Consider the following 16,826-nt stretch of genomic DNA (forward strand, 5'->3'; position numbering starts at 1 on the left):
ATGAAACTGGAACAAACAGCAGATGGAAGTTATACCCTCTATGTACCCGAACTGGACGAACATTATCATTCGGTGAAAGGGGCACTGACGGAGTCACAACATATCTTTATCGAAATGGGATTAAAACATTCTCCCGTTTCCGAGCCCCACATTCTGGAGATAGGACTAGGAACAGGACTGAATGCCTTTCTGACACTGCTTTCAGCAGAAGAAACCCGACGGAAAGTACATTATACCGGTATCGAACGCTATCCGTTAGCCGAAGAAACCTTGAAACAACTGGACTACCCCCGCCTGATCGGCAAACAGCATGAGGAGGATTATTACGCCATCCACCAGGCACCCTGGGACACGGAAACAGAGGTATCCCCTTGGTTCACATTACATAAAATTGAAGACGATTTTACCCGGCTTTTCAACTCGGTGGAAGGCAGCCGTCCTGCCGTTCCCTTATACGATATCGTCTACTTTGATGCCTTCGCTCCCGACAAACAACCCAAAATGTGGGAACAATCTCTCTTCGATACTTTATACAAGGTATTGAATGACGGAGGTATCCTGACAACTTACTGTGCCAAAGGGGTGGTAAGAAGGATGTTGCAAACAGCCGGATTCACAGTAGAACGCCTTCCCGGCCCTCCGGGGGGAAAACGCGAGATACTGCGGGCAACCAAGTCTGATTAAACTTCTAGGACCGAAACTGATGAATGGTCAAGTTTCACCTAAAACAGTAAAACCGTTGTAAAATCCTTCAAATCCGTCATATATGCATAACTGCATATTTATCAGCAAATTACCATGAAACATTCATCGCTGAATCCGTCATAGATTCTTCATATTCTTTTTCCACGCTGAGATGATTGCCGTTATATACATAAAAAATCTCCGGCTTATCACAAGCCAGAGATTCTGTTTTATAAATTTAAAGTTTTTATTATATAAGATTCTCCCGTCGGAGAAAGTCTTATCTTGGAATTGTTAGTGAGAGTGCCCCGAAAGTCACTCTCATTTTTTAAGACTCTACTGTTAGAAACAATTAGTTCAAAGTCTGTACATAGAATGTCAAGTCTTTAGTCATGCCAAATACATCTGTGATATGATATGTGATTTCGATAACCTTACCATTACCTACTTCCTTGGCAATATCAAACTTCATCTTGTTGGTATTGGCAGTTTGAGCAGCACCGTCTAAGATATAAGTTACCACATTTGTAGCCTGTTGATCCATCTTGGCAGAAGGATACAAGCCATAGAATGAAGGATCAGCCTTATCTACAACAATGCTTTGTCTGTTATTTACCAATGAAGAGTTCAATTCGGCACGTAATGCAGCAGTTACACCTTGTGCGGCAGCACGGTCAAACAGATAGTACGGTTTGTCGAATGCATCAGCCAAAGTGAAATCAGTATTGCTTACTTCGAATGCATACTTCAAAATAGTCTGCAAACCATCTGTTGAATAAACAGCTTTTGCAATGAACGGATTCTCTTTTGTACCCTTAGATGCTACTTTTGCAACCTTAGAGTCAGCAATACGGCTGGCGAACTGTAATATAATATCATCCTTAGCTTCTGTATAAACATTGAAGTGATGATATTTAACATCGGTCAAAGTATATGCATCCATGTTACCGGCTGTGCCATAGAAGCCGATTGTATTCCATTCAGTATATAATGAGCTATTTGAGATATCGGCAAGAGTTACATAGCTTTCATTAGTCTTACCAATAATTTGGAACGAGTTAGTCGGAACCAATACTTCATACCAGTTAGCTTCAACATTTGCTTGTGCATTGTAAGCACCATTTTGGTAATTATAAACTCCCTTGAATGCATCACGCATATCAGCAGCAACAGCATCATAGCGGTCCAACAGTTTTTCACCATATACTTTCAATACATCATTTCCGTCTTTGTCTTTAGACCAAGCAGACGTACGGTTAGCTACAGATTCACGTTTGATCGGGCAGTTAGTAGGCATCTGCAATTCGAATGAGAAGTTCATTCTTGCCACTTCGTATTGATCATAACGAGTTGCGATTTCTACACGGAACGCGTTGTCCAAAGGCAATGCAATCTTCGTGTTGTCACCACTATACTGACGATTGTCTGTTGTGTAATAAGGAGCAGTTACATGTCCTCCTAATTCACTGTCAACCTTGAATGTTACCTTCAATGCGGTAATCTTATCCAAATCACGGATGTTTCCGGTCAGACAAGACTTGCCGGTTGCGTCTACATAATCAAATTCAATGTATTTGTCCAGCAATGCACCATTGTATGCAACACGGTCCCAAGTACCTTGGTTGTTGATAGGATCACCACCGGTCAGTTCTACATTGAAGTCAAGGTCATTGCTACCATATTTCTTATCGAATACACTTCTGTTGATTTCTTGTGGATCGGTTGAATTACCCATGCTGCGTGCAATCGCATCAATCCATTTCATCTTGCCTGCATCTCCCAAAGTATTGAAGAATTCTGTCAAGTCAAGTGCCTTACTCCATCCATACCATCTGGTTTGATCGGCAATAACCGTAGCATTGAATGGCGCAACGATATCTTCCAGGAACTTGTCAGGAACAGTCACAGCCTCATCATTAAAGTTGACAGAGAAGTAAGTCTTACCTTTCTGACCGTTTATCAAGATGTAGTTGTAAATGAACGGAATAGTATTGTTCACTACAGCTTCTTTCTTAGCGATGAAACGATAACCGTCTTCAGTAATCTCCACACCATATTTTCTGATGGATTCATCTGTAATCTTACTCTTGTCTATTTCCAGATAGTAGTCGTATACCAATACAGAGTCTTCTGCCCATTGATCATAGCCGTCAGAACTAAATCCTAGTATATCGAAGGAAGGAGTATATTCCTTTCCATACAAGAATGAGCTTCCTGAAGGAGCAAATGTCAAGCCATTAATGTAAATGTTTTCAGTTGCGTTTACATTGCTGGCTTTGAATGTATATACAAACGGGGATTTTACTACTTCTCCATTATTTTTTGATGTAGCTTTCAGTGCAAACAGGTACTTGTCACCATCATTAGCCTTGAACTGGCCTGCATAGTCAGGACGTCCCTGGCTTCCGGCTGCATCCAAATCCCATTTCTGTACGTCACGAGGCAGTAACCACATACCGTTGGCCGATGTAGCACGGGTAGCTGTAGTAGCTTTGCCGGTCCATGCTTGGGGAGCACCAAAATTCAATCCCCAAGGAGTGGTGTTGTCTGTAGATACAAACGCCCAGTCATAAGCGTCAGCATCAGCACCTGCGGGATTCACTTGCATCTTGATGTCGCGGTCGGCAGTAGGATACATACCTTTCAACATTTTGCCGTTTACAGCTTTATGTCCTGCCCAATCCACGTCATTATTCAATATACCATAATAGATATCGAAATCTTGAGCATAGTTTTGTCCGTTCAGTTCAGGAATAATGCTTAACAATGCGGCTCCACCCGGAATAAAAATAGTTTTCGGCTCACCGTTTGCTTCTGTTACAGTAAAGTTGTAACCACCGGCAACTTCAACCACTCTCAGACCACCGGCAATATATTCGGTATCCACGTATGCACCTTTTTCAGCATCCCATACCTGCCAATAACCAGTTTCCTCGTTCACTTTGGCATCGTGTCCGGCAGCGGCAGCATCACCCGGTTCGCCTTGGTCACCTTTGTCACCCTTATCACCTTTGGCAGGATATTCAGATTTCACACCGTCAAATGCCCAGTAACCGTCGATAATGGTCACAACTGTACCATTCTTACCGTCTTCACCCTTGTCACCTTTAATAGTTTCAATGGTACTCGTAGAGTTGTCACTCCAGGTTACAGTGATACCGTCACCGTTCTTCACTACGTTGGTAACATACTTACCAGCATCAACTTTTGCCTGTAAAGCTGAAAGAGCCGACTTGATATCGACCAGTTCCTTGTCGATGCGGTCAATGTCCTCATCATAGTCTTTACAAGACACAAATGTTCCTGTTGACGAAACCATTAAGGCTCCGAACAGAACTGCACTTAAAAACTTTTTGTTCATAAATAAAGATTTAAATTTATAAATTTAAAAAACTAAAAATTGGTTATACATATACTGTTATAAAAGGACTTCATTCTTTATTTCCAAGTTTACCAGATTCCTCTCGCGCGCCGCATACCGTTTCGGTGTCATACCCGTCTGACGGACGAAAGCCAGATAGAAAGGACTCTTCGAGCCGAAGCCACTCCGTGACGGAACCTCACCCAGCGGACAACCGCCGTTGCGAAGCAACTCCTTAGCGTATTCCACCCGGTAGCGGTTAAGCAACTCCTTCAGGTGACAACCGAAGTAGCGGTTCACCGCATTGCTCAGGTAAGTCTGGTTTGTTTCGAGCATCACACTCAGTTTCTTTAACGAAAGAGAGGAATCAAGGAATGCCCGACGTATCTCCAACTGATACAATATACCTTTATATATAAGGCTGTCTGCCGGACGAACATCCGACAGTGACGAGAACCGCGCCGTCCACTCGCGACCGGCGGCACGATAGAGCAATGCCTTCTGCCTTACAGAAGTGCCGCTCGTCTTTTTACGTCTCAGAAACAGGTATTCCATCTAAACTCGTTATTCGTTCTTATTGGCTTTTTATGCAGATCTCTTAGTAAGAGATCGACAAACAGACGATAACAAGCTTGAAATCAAAACATTAACTATACACATACAAGGTTAAACCAGAGCTGGCAGAACTAGAAGAAATACTTTTTTTCACAATATTCCATATTTTTTCCGCGAAAAGTGTACTAGTTATCAAAACTTTCCTTATTTTTGCACGTGAAATGTCGATCTCTTACTAAGAGATTTATATTTTTTCATCTTCCAGACATATAATAACCTATTGATTTTCAACCATCCACAACTAATCCCTACTTCCTCCCTTAACATATAGTAAGATAAATACATGAAACAAAGATTGAAAGGATTTTTTTACAATTCTTAGTCTTCATGAATACGAGAGCCTTATATGGCCTCTTAAAAAGATTGACAAACGATAAGACACTTCCCACAAAATATAAAGCGCATATTTATAGAGAACTATAAAGACTACATAGAATGCCATATAGAATCTCTTACCTGAAACTAAGGCTTCTCATACAGCCACAGAGCAACCGTATGAAAAGCCTTAACCAAACTGAAATTGCTTATCAATTGAGCAATTTGGGAAGTATTTGTACCTGATTAATGAGCAATTTGCGTATATTTGTTGTTGTTAAACAGAAAAGATAACATTCATGAGAACCAGACATCACATATTTTCCCAATTGCATCCCGGTAAAAGTATCCTTTGTTCATGCTGCATGGCACTGATAGTGTGCCTGTTTACCGCCTGTGACAGTAAACAGCCCACTTCCAGAAAACCGACCCTGACTGTCACCCTGGAGCCCTTGCGCTATTTCACAGAAACCATTGCAGGCGATAAATTCAAGGTAGTCAGCATGGTTCCGAAAGGAAGCAGCCCCGAAACCTACGACCCTACCCCCCAGCAGCTGGTCAATCTGGATAAGAGTATCGCCTACCTGCGCATAGGCTATATCGGTTTTGAACAAGCCTGGATGGATAAACTGACCACGAATGCCCCTCATCTGAAAATATTCGATACTTCAAAAGGGATAGATGTCATACAGGAAGCAGGATACAACCACGGTGACCATCATCACGAAGGGGGGATAGAGCCTCATATATGGAACTCCGCACGCAATGCCTCAGTAATCGCCCGTAATATCTACGCCGCCCTGAGCGAACTGGACAGTGCAAACGAGCCCTATTACAAACATCGTTTGGACAGTCTGCAACAAATTATCGCACAGACAGACACGGAAGTTCGTAACCGGCTACAGAATGCCGACACCACTTTCCTCATCTATCATCCGGCACTCAGTTATTTTGCCCGGGACTATGGATTGAAGCAAATCAGCATTGAAGAAAGAGGAAAAGAACCCTCGCCCGCCCATCTGAAAGAATTGATAGAAACCTGCCGCCGGGACAATGCCCGGGTTATTTTTGTCCAGCAGGAATTCGATACGCGCAATGCCAGACTGATAGCAGATGAATTGGGGATTACCGTTGTTCCCATCAATCCGCTAAGTTACGAATGGCAGGAAGAGATGATTAATGTAGCAAAAGCACTTGCCAAATAATACAGCCTTATGACGAATCCCATTATACAACTTACAGACATTTCCGCTTCTTACGATGAGAAAACAGTGCTAAGCCATATCAACCTCACCGTATATGAGCATGACTTCCTAGGTGTAATAGGTCCCAATGGTGGTGGAAAAACCACATTAATTAAAATCATACTAGGATTACTAAAGCCTATTTCAGGCACAATCCGTTTCTATAAAAATGGAAAAGAAATACCCGAGATAGCCATGGGATACTTACCACAATACAACAGTATTGACAAGAAATTCCCCATTTCGGTGTACGAGGTGGTATTATCAGGGCTCAACAAGCAGAAATCCCTGTTCCACCGCTACACTCCCGAACAGCACGAACTAGTGAACCGGATTATTGCCCGCATGGGATTGGAAGGTTTGGAAAGCCGTGCCATCGGCGAACTGAGCGGAGGACAACTGCAACGCGCGCTCTTGGGACGCGCCTTGGTTTCAAATCCTGAGGTTGTCATTCTGGACGAACCCAATACCTACATTGACAAACGGTTTGAGGCCAAACTCTATTCCCTGCTGGAAGAAATCAACAAGGAACGGGCCATCATCCTGGTAAGCCATGATATAGGCACTGTGCTGCAAAATGTAAAAACCATAGCGTGCGTCAACGAAACGCTGGATTATCATCCCGATACGGAAGTACCCACCGAATGGCTGGAAGAGCATTTCGGATGCCCCATTGAACTGTTAGGGCATGGAAACTTCCCTCACCGCATCTTGAAATGCCATCATCACGACGAATAAATCCGATTATCGTGACCTAATTCTTTTCATGCGGCAGGTTAAGCCCTATCCACCTTATCATTAAGCATTTTCTTACGGTAGGCTTCTACAGTCGCCGGCAGTGGTCTGTACGGTCTGTTGCAATGGACTGTACGGACCACTATAGCAGACTGTACAGTCCACTGTAGCGGTCTATACTAGTTTACCGTATAAAAGACCTTAACCTAGCCATTAATCAAGCTTAATCATAGAGTAGAAAAAAGGTTAGGAATCCAACGATTCCCTCCATCTGCACAAACTGAAATTTCAGAACACAGCATACAAACCAGCAATAAAACATAGAAATTCCGTTAAGGACTGAAAGAAACATTTTCTGCCGCATCCCCGAAGGATAACACTAAATAACAGACCATTGTACCCCTATTCCAACTTTCTTTCGTATCTTTGCGCCCATTGAACGTTAACGAAACAATAATATATTCATGAAACAGTACAAATTAGTCAACAACCTGGTGGGTTGGTTCGCTTTTGTCATCGCAGCTTTTACTTACTGTATGACTATAGAACCGACAGCCAGTTTCTGGGATTGCCCGGAATTTATCACTACCGGATATAAATTAGAGGTAGGTCACCCGCCCGGCGCACCTTTCTTTATGCTTACCGCCAACTTATTCAGCCAATTTACAAGCGACCCCAGTCAAGTAGCCAGAATGGTCAATACCATGAGCGCTCTGATGAGTGCGGCTTGTATCCTATTCCTTTTCTGGAGTATAACCCATCTGGTGAAAAAACTGATATGCCCCGATGATCAAGAGATGACCTTAGGCAAACTCATTACCATAATGGGGTCAGGACTGGTAGGAGCCTTGGCTTATACATGGAGCGACACCTTCTGGTTCAGTGCCGTAGAAGGTGAGGTATATGCTTACTCCAGTCTTTTCACCGCAGTAGTCTTTTGGTTGATTCTAAAATGGGAATCCGTTGCCAATGAGCCTCACAGCGACCGCTGGCTGGTTTTGATTGCTTACCTGACCGGACTTTCCATCGGTGTGCACTTGCTGAACTTATTGTGTATTCCGGCCATTGTACTGGTGTACTATTATAAAAAGAATCCCGATGCTAACCTCAAAGGCAGTCTGTTGGCACTTACAGGCTCCATGGTGTTGGTTGCAGCAGTGCTGTACGGTATCGTGCCGGGCGTAGTAAAAGTGGGAGGATGGTTCGAACTGCTGTTCGTCAACAGTTTCGGTATGCCTTTCAACAGCGGTCTGATTGTATATATCATTCTACTCGCCGCATCCATTATTTGGGGTGTTTACGAAAGCTATACGGAAAAGAGCCGCAAACGCATGAATATCTCCTTCATGGTAACTATCGCCATGCTGGGCATCCCCTTCTATGGCTACGGATGGAGCAGCGCCTTGATAGGCATTATCATACTAGGAATCTTGGGCGTTTATCTGTTTGCTGATTTGAACAAGAAATATCAGATTAGTGCACGTACTTTAAATACCTCTTTGCTGTGCATCATGATGATTATGGTAGGATACTCCTCGTACGCATTGATTGTGATTCGTTCTACCGCCAATACTCCGATGGACCAGAATTCTCCGGAAGACATCTTCACTTTAGGCGAATACTTGGGCCGTGAGCAATATGGAACCCGTCCTTTGTTCTACGGACAGACATACGCCTCCAAACCGGCACTGAAAGAAGTGGACGGAGGATGTGTATATGATGTGACGGAAGGCGCTCCCGTGTATCAACGGAAGGAGAAAGCGACTCCCGATGAAAAAGACAGCTACGAAATAGTGCGTCATAAGACCGATTACAAATATGCACAAAATATGCTCTTCCCACGCATGTACAGCGACGCACACGCACAGGCCTACGAAGACTGGCTGGGCGGCATCAAAGGCGTGCAGGTTCCTTACGACCAGTGCGGACAGATGGTGATGGTGAAAGTCCCGACCCAATGGGATAACATCAAGTTCTTCTTTATCTACCAGTTGAACTACATGTACTGGAGATATTTCATGTGGAATTTTGCTGGACGCCAGAATGACATACAGGGACAAGGTGAAATAGAACATGGCAACTGGATTACCGGAATACCGTTTGTGGACAAGTTCCTGGTGGGCGACCAAAGCCTGCTCCCCTCCGACCTGAAAAACAACAAAGGACACAATGTATTCTATTGCCTGCCGTTGATTCTGGGACTTATCGGTCTGTTCTGGCAGGCTTACAAGACAAGACGTATCACGACTCCCAATGGGGAAGAAATAGAAGAACCAGTAGGTATCCAGCAATTCTGGATCGTATTCTTCCTATTCTTCATGACTGGTCTGGCCATCGTACTTTATTTGAACCAGACACCGATGCAGCCCCGCGAACGTGACTATGCATACGCAGGTTCATTCTATGCATTTGCCATCTGGATAGGCATGGGTGTGGCGGGTATTGCCCAATGGCTGCAAGGCAAACTGGGTGAGAAACCAGCTTCCGTCATTGCAACTGTAGTTTGTCTGTTCGTACCCATCCAGATGGTGAGCCAGACCTGGGACGACCACGACCGCAGCAACCGTTATGTGGCACGCGACTTCGGACAAAACTACCTGAGCACCGTACAAGAAGAAGGCAATCCGATTATCTTTACCAATGGTGACAACGATACTTTCCCCTTGTGGTACAACCAGGAAACGGAAGGTTTCCGCACCGATGTACGTGTATGTAACCTGAGTTACCTGCAAACGGACTGGTACATCGACCAAATGAAGCGTCAGGCATACGACTCTCCGGCAGTACCTATCGAATGGAGCCGTTTGGAATATGTACAGGGGCATAATGAAGGAGTGGCTGTACGACCGGAAGTGATGGAAAGCATCAATAACTTCTACAAGCAGAATCCGGAAGAAGCCGCCAAGGAATTCGGAGACAACCCGTATGAATTGAAAAATATTCTGAAATACTGGGTACGCTCACCCAAAGAAGGTTTACAGCTGATACCGACGGACAGCATCGTCATCAAGCTGGACAAGGAGGCTGTGAAACGCTCGGGCATGATGATTCCCGACTCCCTGCATGGTGAAATCCCCGATTATATGAGTATCTCCCTGAAAGGCAAACGTATGCTGTACAAGAGCGAGCTGATGATGCTTGAGATGCTGGCAAATACCAACTGGGAACGTCCGTTGTACATGGCTATTACGGTGGGTAGCGACAATCATCTGAATTTAGGCAACAACTTCATGCAGGAAGGTCTTGCCTACCGCATCACTCCGTTCAACACCACCCAGCTGAACGCACGCATCGACAGCGAGAAAATGTACGACAACCTGATGAACAAGTTCAAGTTCGGAGGAATTGACAACCCGGATATCTACATTGACGAAACTGTGATGCGTATGTGCCAGACCCACCGCCGTATGTTTATACAGCTGGCTACCCAGTTGATAAAAGAAGGCAAGAAAGATAAGGCGTTGAAAGTTCTTGACTATTGTTCGGAAGTAATCCCAAGCACTACCGTTCCTCACGATTACATCATGAGCAGTTCCAAAGAGATGGCCGACGATTATCTGACATTGGGTGAAAAAGAGAAAGGTGAGGCTATTCTGAATGATTTGGCAAACAAATCGGTGGAATACATCACCTGGTACCTGAGTCTGAATGACCAACGTCTGCAAGGTTCATACGAGGACTGTCTGCGCAATTTCTATATTCTGGATGAAATCAACAAGAGCCTTGCCCGCGCAAATGCTGCCGGCGGTGTACAAGGTGAAGGTGAACAACAGAATAAATCGGATATGGCAAGCCACTATGCCAAGAAGTTTGAAGAGCTCTATGAGGTGTTCAACAAACGTGTAGGCGGCGGAGCAGGCAGAAAGTAAATAAAAGGTGTGGATTCTGCGGTGAATCCACACCTTTATATTTGTATAACCAACAAAAGCACACACATTCATGTTTATAGAACAACCCCCGCTGATACTCCGCTGGCTTTATCCACGCGCCTTCTGGCGAATGGACAAGAATGAAAAAGCGGTCTATCTGACTTTCGATGACGGGCCGATTCCCGAGATCACACCGTGGGTACTCGATTTATTAGACAAGTACAATATTAAGGCTACCTTCTTTTTGGTGGGCGACAATGTGCGCAAGCATCCCAAGGAATTCCAGATGATTGTAGAACGAGGACATCGTTTGGGAAATCATACTTTTAACCATATCCGGGGATTCGAATACCGAAGCAAGAATTATCTGGCCAATACGGACAAAGCAAACGAACTGATCCATACCAACCTGTTCCGTCCGCCACATGGCCACATGCGCTGGATGCAGTACATGGTGCTGCGCCATAAGTATCAAATAGTGATGTGGGACTTAGTAACCCGTGACTATAGCAACAAGCTGAATGGGAAGCAGGTACTGAGGAAAGTAAAACATTATGTGCGGAATGGTTCCATCATTACTTTCCATGATTCCATCAAGGCAGAGAAAAACATGAAATATGCCTTGCCCCGGGCCATAGAATGGCTGCTGGAACAAGGCTATGAGTTCAAGGTATTTGACTGATAAGGCCAAATACCTTGAGTTATTTATTTAGTATATGTAAACCCCAGTTTATTCAACCCATTCTGTACATCGGGATGGCTCATAAACAGTTTCCATAACAATCCCGAACGATAATTCTCTATCATCACTGCTATAGGGCCCTGGTCAATAGCCAGATAACGTTTCGGATACCAGTTATCCGTTTCACTGAAAGCATCATAAAAGCCATACGGGCCGAATACTTTCTCACCCATTCCATACAGATGACGCATTACCTGCAAAGAATATTCAGGAGTATAGACAATAGAGGATAAAGCGGCAGTCGGAGAGATCACTCCCAAATCTTCTTTCTCATTAGGAGCGTGTGCCGCATAACCGTTTACCGAATAACTGGCAGTCAATCCCCAACAATCCGGGCCAAAGCCGGTATAATGCTTGGGATTACGGATGCAGTAGGCACGGTTGACCAAGGTAAGATTACGCATTTCATTGAAATAACTGGGACAATATTTATCCTGCAAACCGTTGGGATTCATGCCCAGAAAAGAATATTGCGCCCAGAACAACGGTCCTGCTTCCGTACCCTGATAACGAAGATGTAATTTAATCCCCTCTACCGTATGAGGAGAAACAATCTGTCCATTCTGTGCCCAGCCCTCATTATAAACCGTGGCAGGTATCCCATGAGTAGGAGAAGCAGCAGCCAGAATATACATAATCATACATTCATTGTATCCATGCACCGGAAAGTTCATGGCCCAGCCATCTGTGGGGCTCCAATGCCAATAAAGCACATTTTGCCCGTTCTGACGGTAAAAGTTCCAGTCTACCTCACGCCACAATTTATCAATACGTGCCGCCAACTCTTTTTCATCCGAAGTACCATTTACATAATATTGATGCACAGCCAGCAAGCCTTGCATCAAAAAAGCAGTTTCCACCAGGTCACCGCCATTATCTTTGGAACCGAAAGGCAATACTTTACCTGTCTCACCATTCCACCAGTGAGGATAAGCCCCATGAAAACGGTCGGCTTTCTCAAGGAAAGTCACAATCTTGTCCATTCTTTCGAGCCCTTCCTGCCGGCTCACATAGCCCCGGTCTATACCGGACAGAATAGCCATGATGCCAAAACCACTTCCTCCCGAGGTTACCACCTCGGGCCCTCCTGCGGGATATACATTATCTATATGATAACGCTCACGAGCCATACCGCTATAAGGTTCGCCCCCCTCCCAGAAATATTGGAAAGTACGACGCTGGACAGTATCCATCAAAGCATCATCGGAAAGCGTGTCGGACGCCGATGCCGGACGCTTGTCAGAAGAAGCTGCCGGCTTGTTTTTACAAGCCAGCAATGAGAAAAGCAGCAACACCGCTGCACATAAGGGAATTCTTTTCATTTTTTCACAGGTTTAGGTTAGTGCAGCACAAATGTTGCTGTTTTCACATGCTGGCTGTCCGTACCAATCATCAAATCGAAAGCTCCGGGTTCGGCCACGTATTGTAACTCGTAATTATAATATTTCAATAAATCGGGAGTAATCTTGAAGGTTATCTCACGGGATTCACCTGCTTTCAGGAATACTTTTTGGAAACCTTTCAGTTCTTTTACAGGACGGGTACTTTCAGCTACCTTGTCACGGATATACAACTGCACTACTTCCGCACCATCCCTGTTTCCTGTATTTGTCAGTATCACTTTAGCTGTCAGACTCCCGTCCATAGGCATTGAAGTACGGTCCAACGTAATATCTCCATAGTTGAAAGTAGTGTATGAAAGCCCATAACCGAATGGATAAAGCGGCTCGTTGTCCACGTCCAGATAGTTGCTACGGAATTTCTCAAACCATTTCCCTTCGTGCAGCGGACGTCCGGTATTCTTGTGGGCGTAGTACAAAGGAATCTGCCCCACATTCTTCGGGAAAGTCATAGTCAGTTTTCCACTTGGATTAATAGCGCCAAAAAGTACGTCACCAATAGCATAAGCAGCTTCGCTACCTCCAAACCATACGTTCAGAATCGCAGGAACATGAGCCTGTTCCCACTCCAACGTCAGCGGACGTCCGGTGAAAAGTACCAAGACTACAGGTTTTCCAGTTTTTAGCAGTTCCTTCAACAAAGTACGTTGTACATCGGGGATATCCAGTGAAGTACGGCTGCTGCTTTCACCGCTCATTTCTGAAGATTCGCCCAAAGCAGCTACTATGACATCGGCTTTCTGAGCTACCGTCAATGCTTCTTGCAACAGTTGGGCATCGGTACGGGCATCCCGATGAAGGCTGCGCCCGAAGAGAGTCGCCCGTTCTTCATAGGCGGCATCACTGGTCAGATTGCTGCCTTTAGCGTATGAGATGGTAGCTTTTCCGACAGTCATCTCTTTCAAACCTTCTATCAGTGAAGGGGATTTATCCAGTATGGCAGCCACGCTCCAAGTTCCGGGCATATTGGTACGAGTATCTGCCAACGGGCCTATTACGGCAATATTACCCTGCATCTTCAAAGGAAGTACAGGTTGCACTGTGCTTCCGGACGGATTCGATCCCGCCCTATCGGTAGAAGGTTCGTTTTTCAGCAAGACAAAGCTTTCTCCGGCAATACGGCGAGCTACGGCACGGTGTTCCGGAGTGAAGATATCACGTGCGGGACGTTTCAGATCACAATATTTATAAGGATTGGCAAATAACCCTAATTTATACTTTGCCTCCAGAATAAGACGACAGGCAGTATCAATGGTCTGCATGGATACCTTTCCTTCCTGCACCGACTGTTTCAATGTTCCTACAAAAGCATCGCTCACCATGTCCATATCTACTCCGGCATTGACAGCACGGGCAGCTACGGTTTGCAAATCACCGATTCCATGGTCTATCATTTCATAGATTCCGGTATAGTCCGTCACCACAAAGCCCTGAAAGCCCCACTGGTTACGCAGCACATCAGTCATCAACCATTTACTGGCTGTAGCCGGAATGCCATCCACTTCATTAAAGGAAGCCATCACACTACCCACTCCGGCATCAACAGCTGCCTGATAGGGGAGCATGTACTCATTGAACATGCGTTGACGGCTCATATCCACCGTGTTATAATCGCGTCCGGCCTCGGAAGCTCCATACAAGGCGAAATGCTTGACACAAGCCATTATCTCATCATTGCGTTTCATCTGGCCGCCTTGATAGCCACGCACCATGGCTTTAGCTATCTCAGCACCCAGGAACGGGTCTTCCCCACTCCCTTCCGAAACACGTCCCCAACGGGGATCCCGGCTGACATCTACCATCGGACTGAAAGTCCAGGAAATACCATCCGCACTGGCCTCAATGGCCGCAATACGGGCCGATTCCTCAATGGCTTTCATATCCCAGGTACATGACAAGCCTAAAGGGATGGGGAAAATCGTTTCATAACCATGAATCACATCCATACCAAACAGTAGAGGTATCCCCAGACGGCTCTCTTTCACAGCCAGTTCCTGCACATCCTTGATACGGGCAACTCCTTTCAAGTTAAACAGTCCTCCTACTTCACCCCGTTTTATACGGGCTGAGATATCGCTACTCTTTGCCTGTCCCGTAGTGATTTCACCGGTAACGGGCAAGTTCAACTGGCCTATCTTTTCTTCCAAGGTCATCTTTTTCATCAAATTATCAATGAAACGATTCATATCCTGAGGTGATTTCTGCGCATGCACACTCAGGGTGGCAAATAGCAGCATGGGAGCCACTTGCTTCATTCTTTGAAATATTCTATTCATCATCTTTAAATAATGTGCTAATGTGTCAATGTACTTATAAGCCTATTGACATATTGAATAATTATAAATAATCAGGATTCTGTTTCAGCACTCCTTTCGACTTGTCTATTTCATCCTGCGGTATAGGCAAAAGTGCATTCTTCGGTTGATAATTCAACTTACCTGCCGCATGAAGAACTTGCTCGGCGATTCCCCAACGTACCAAATCATAGAAACGGTCGAATTCCAGTCCTAATTCCACCCTACGCTCGTGTCGGATTGCTTCACGCAATACCGATTGGTCCAAAGAAGTAATTTCAGGTAGTATATCCGGATTACCGCCACGCGCACGGGCACGCACCATCTCCAAATCCTTTTGCGCTTCCGAAGTATTACCTAACTCGTTTGCTGACTCCGCTGCCATTAAAACGACATCCGAGTAGCGGATCAGCCGGATATTCACCCAAAAGCCTTTATTGGTAAACTCCTGGCGCAATGCCGGATTGGTATAGGCTTTCTTGTTGAAGTAAGCACCTTCTGCCTGCGACACCGGGGACTCTCCGTATGGTGTATTGGTATTCTCCGGAGTAACAGGGTCGGAATCACTCTTACGGAAATAAAGCAAGGTGGCATCCTTACGGGGGTCACCAGGCTCAAAAGCTTCCGCCATCAGTTCGGTAGCCATGTGCCATCCCCAACCCAAATCCCATTTTCCGGAACCACGAATCCCCTGTACTTCACAGAATTGGCTTCCTATCTTATCACTTTGCGGCAAGGCGGCCGTAGACAAGCACTGCAACTCAAACACCGAACCACCGCTGTTCTCTCCCTCGTCAGTAAAAATCTTATCGTAAGGGGTATCCAGATTATAAATTCCTTTTCCCATTACATCCGAGGCTGCTTTGTACATATTCTGCCAATCATTGCGCATCATATAGGTACGGGCATGCAGGGAACGGGCAGCTCCCCACGTCAGACGTCCCAAATAGGCAGCCGGCCACTGTTCGGGAAGCAAATCTTCCGCATCTTTCAAGTCCTTGTCTATCTGTTCATAAATTTTGTCTACCGTTGTTTTGGGTACATTAGCCTCCGAAGCTTCATTTACCTTAAAGGTAACCAATGGAACCTCCCCGAAGGCTCGCACTAAATTAAAGTAACAGTAGGCACGGAAAAATAACGCTTCTCCTTTATTATAGAGGTCATTCTCTTCTGTCAGATGACCGGTCTCAATGGCATCCACCACCTCATTGCATTGATAAATAATCGCATAATTCTGACTCCAATAGGCCTTTATCAACCCATTGCTGGCATTGTACTGAAAATCATCATACATTGCCGCCTGTTCCGACCCGTCGCTGGAAATACTTCCTTTCTCCGAATCTTCGGAACGGAAACAATGAATAGCGAATGCGGGAGTTCCTGCAGTAATATTGAAATTACGCATCATGGTATAGATGTTGAATATCTTTCCTTCTGCCAATGCACCGGGATTATCATCCTCCGTGAACTGACCTTGAGGACTGCGGTCAAGGAAATCATTACAACCGGTAAAGGCCAGGATTCCTCCAATCGCCCAAATGTATAGTATATATTTACTTCGTTTCAT

At 45.1% G+C, this 16,826-nt stretch carries 10 protein-coding genes; 5 read left to right on the forward strand and 5 right to left on the reverse strand.

Going from position 1 to position 16,826, the window contains the following annotated elements:
• The gene (mnmD, locus tag GKD17_RS22360) at positions 1-684 is read left to right on the forward strand and encodes a tRNA (5-methylaminomethyl-2-thiouridine)(34)-methyltransferase MnmD (protein WP_007834105.1); all 684 of its coding nucleotides are present in this window, start codon (positions 1-3) and stop codon (positions 682-684) included.
• 352 nt (positions 685-1,036) lie between these two features.
• Here mnmD and GKD17_RS22365 read toward each other — a convergent pair whose 3' ends face one another.
• Positions 1,037-4,045, reverse strand: coding sequence for a PL29 family lyase N-terminal domain-containing protein (locus GKD17_RS22365; RefSeq protein WP_007834106.1), 3,009 nt, complete (start codon positions 4,043-4,045; stop codon positions 1,037-1,039).
• 57 nt (positions 4,046-4,102) lie between these two features.
• The gene (locus GKD17_RS22370; RefSeq protein ID WP_007834107.1) at positions 4,103-4,600 is read right to left on the reverse strand and encodes a helix-turn-helix domain-containing protein; all 498 of its coding nucleotides are present in this window, start codon (positions 4,598-4,600) and stop codon (positions 4,103-4,105) included.
• 674 nt (positions 4,601-5,274) lie between these two features.
• Between GKD17_RS22370 and GKD17_RS22375 the strand changes: the two genes are divergently transcribed.
• The 4 genes from GKD17_RS22375 (at position 5,275) to GKD17_RS22390 (ending at position 11,505) form a co-directional block, all read left to right on the forward strand.
• Positions 5,275-6,180, forward strand: coding sequence for a metal ABC transporter solute-binding protein, Zn/Mn family (locus GKD17_RS22375; protein ID WP_007854749.1), 906 nt, complete (start codon positions 5,275-5,277; stop codon positions 6,178-6,180).
• A 9-nt stretch (positions 6,181-6,189) separates the two neighbouring features.
• Positions 6,190-6,957, forward strand: a complete 768-nt coding sequence (locus GKD17_RS22380) for a metal ABC transporter ATP-binding protein (RefSeq protein WP_007834113.1) — start codon at positions 6,190-6,192, stop codon at positions 6,955-6,957.
• A gap of 461 nt (positions 6,958-7,418) precedes the next feature.
• Positions 7,419-10,823, forward strand: a complete 3,405-nt coding sequence (locus GKD17_RS22385) for a glycosyltransferase family 117 protein (protein WP_007834115.1) — start codon at positions 7,419-7,421, stop codon at positions 10,821-10,823.
• A gap of 70 nt (positions 10,824-10,893) precedes the next feature.
• Complete coding sequence (locus GKD17_RS22390; RefSeq protein ID WP_007834116.1) at positions 10,894-11,505, forward strand: polysaccharide deacetylase family protein; 612 nt, start codon at positions 10,894-10,896, stop codon at positions 11,503-11,505.
• Positions 11,506-11,528: 23 nt separating this feature from the next.
• Here the strand turns inward: GKD17_RS22390 and GKD17_RS22395 are convergent, their stop codons facing one another.
• The 3 genes from GKD17_RS22395 to GKD17_RS22405 form a co-directional block, all read right to left on the reverse strand.
• The gene (locus GKD17_RS22395; protein WP_007834117.1) at positions 11,529-12,887 is read right to left on the reverse strand and encodes a glucoamylase family protein; all 1,359 of its coding nucleotides are present in this window, start codon (positions 12,885-12,887) and stop codon (positions 11,529-11,531) included.
• A gap of 17 nt (positions 12,888-12,904) precedes the next feature.
• Complete coding sequence (gene bglX / locus GKD17_RS22400) at positions 12,905-15,220, reverse strand: beta-glucosidase BglX (protein WP_085961429.1); 2,316 nt, start codon at positions 15,218-15,220, stop codon at positions 12,905-12,907.
• A gap of 82 nt (positions 15,221-15,302) precedes the next feature.
• Positions 15,303-16,826 carry a RagB/SusD family nutrient uptake outer membrane protein gene (locus GKD17_RS22405; RefSeq protein WP_007834119.1) on the reverse strand — a complete coding sequence of 508 codons (1,524 nt, stop codon included), beginning with the start codon at positions 16,824-16,826 and terminating at the stop codon, positions 15,303-15,305.

It is taken from the genome of Phocaeicola dorei, assembly GCF_013009555.1.
GTDB lineage: Bacteria > Bacteroidota > Bacteroidia > Bacteroidales > Bacteroidaceae > Phocaeicola > Phocaeicola dorei.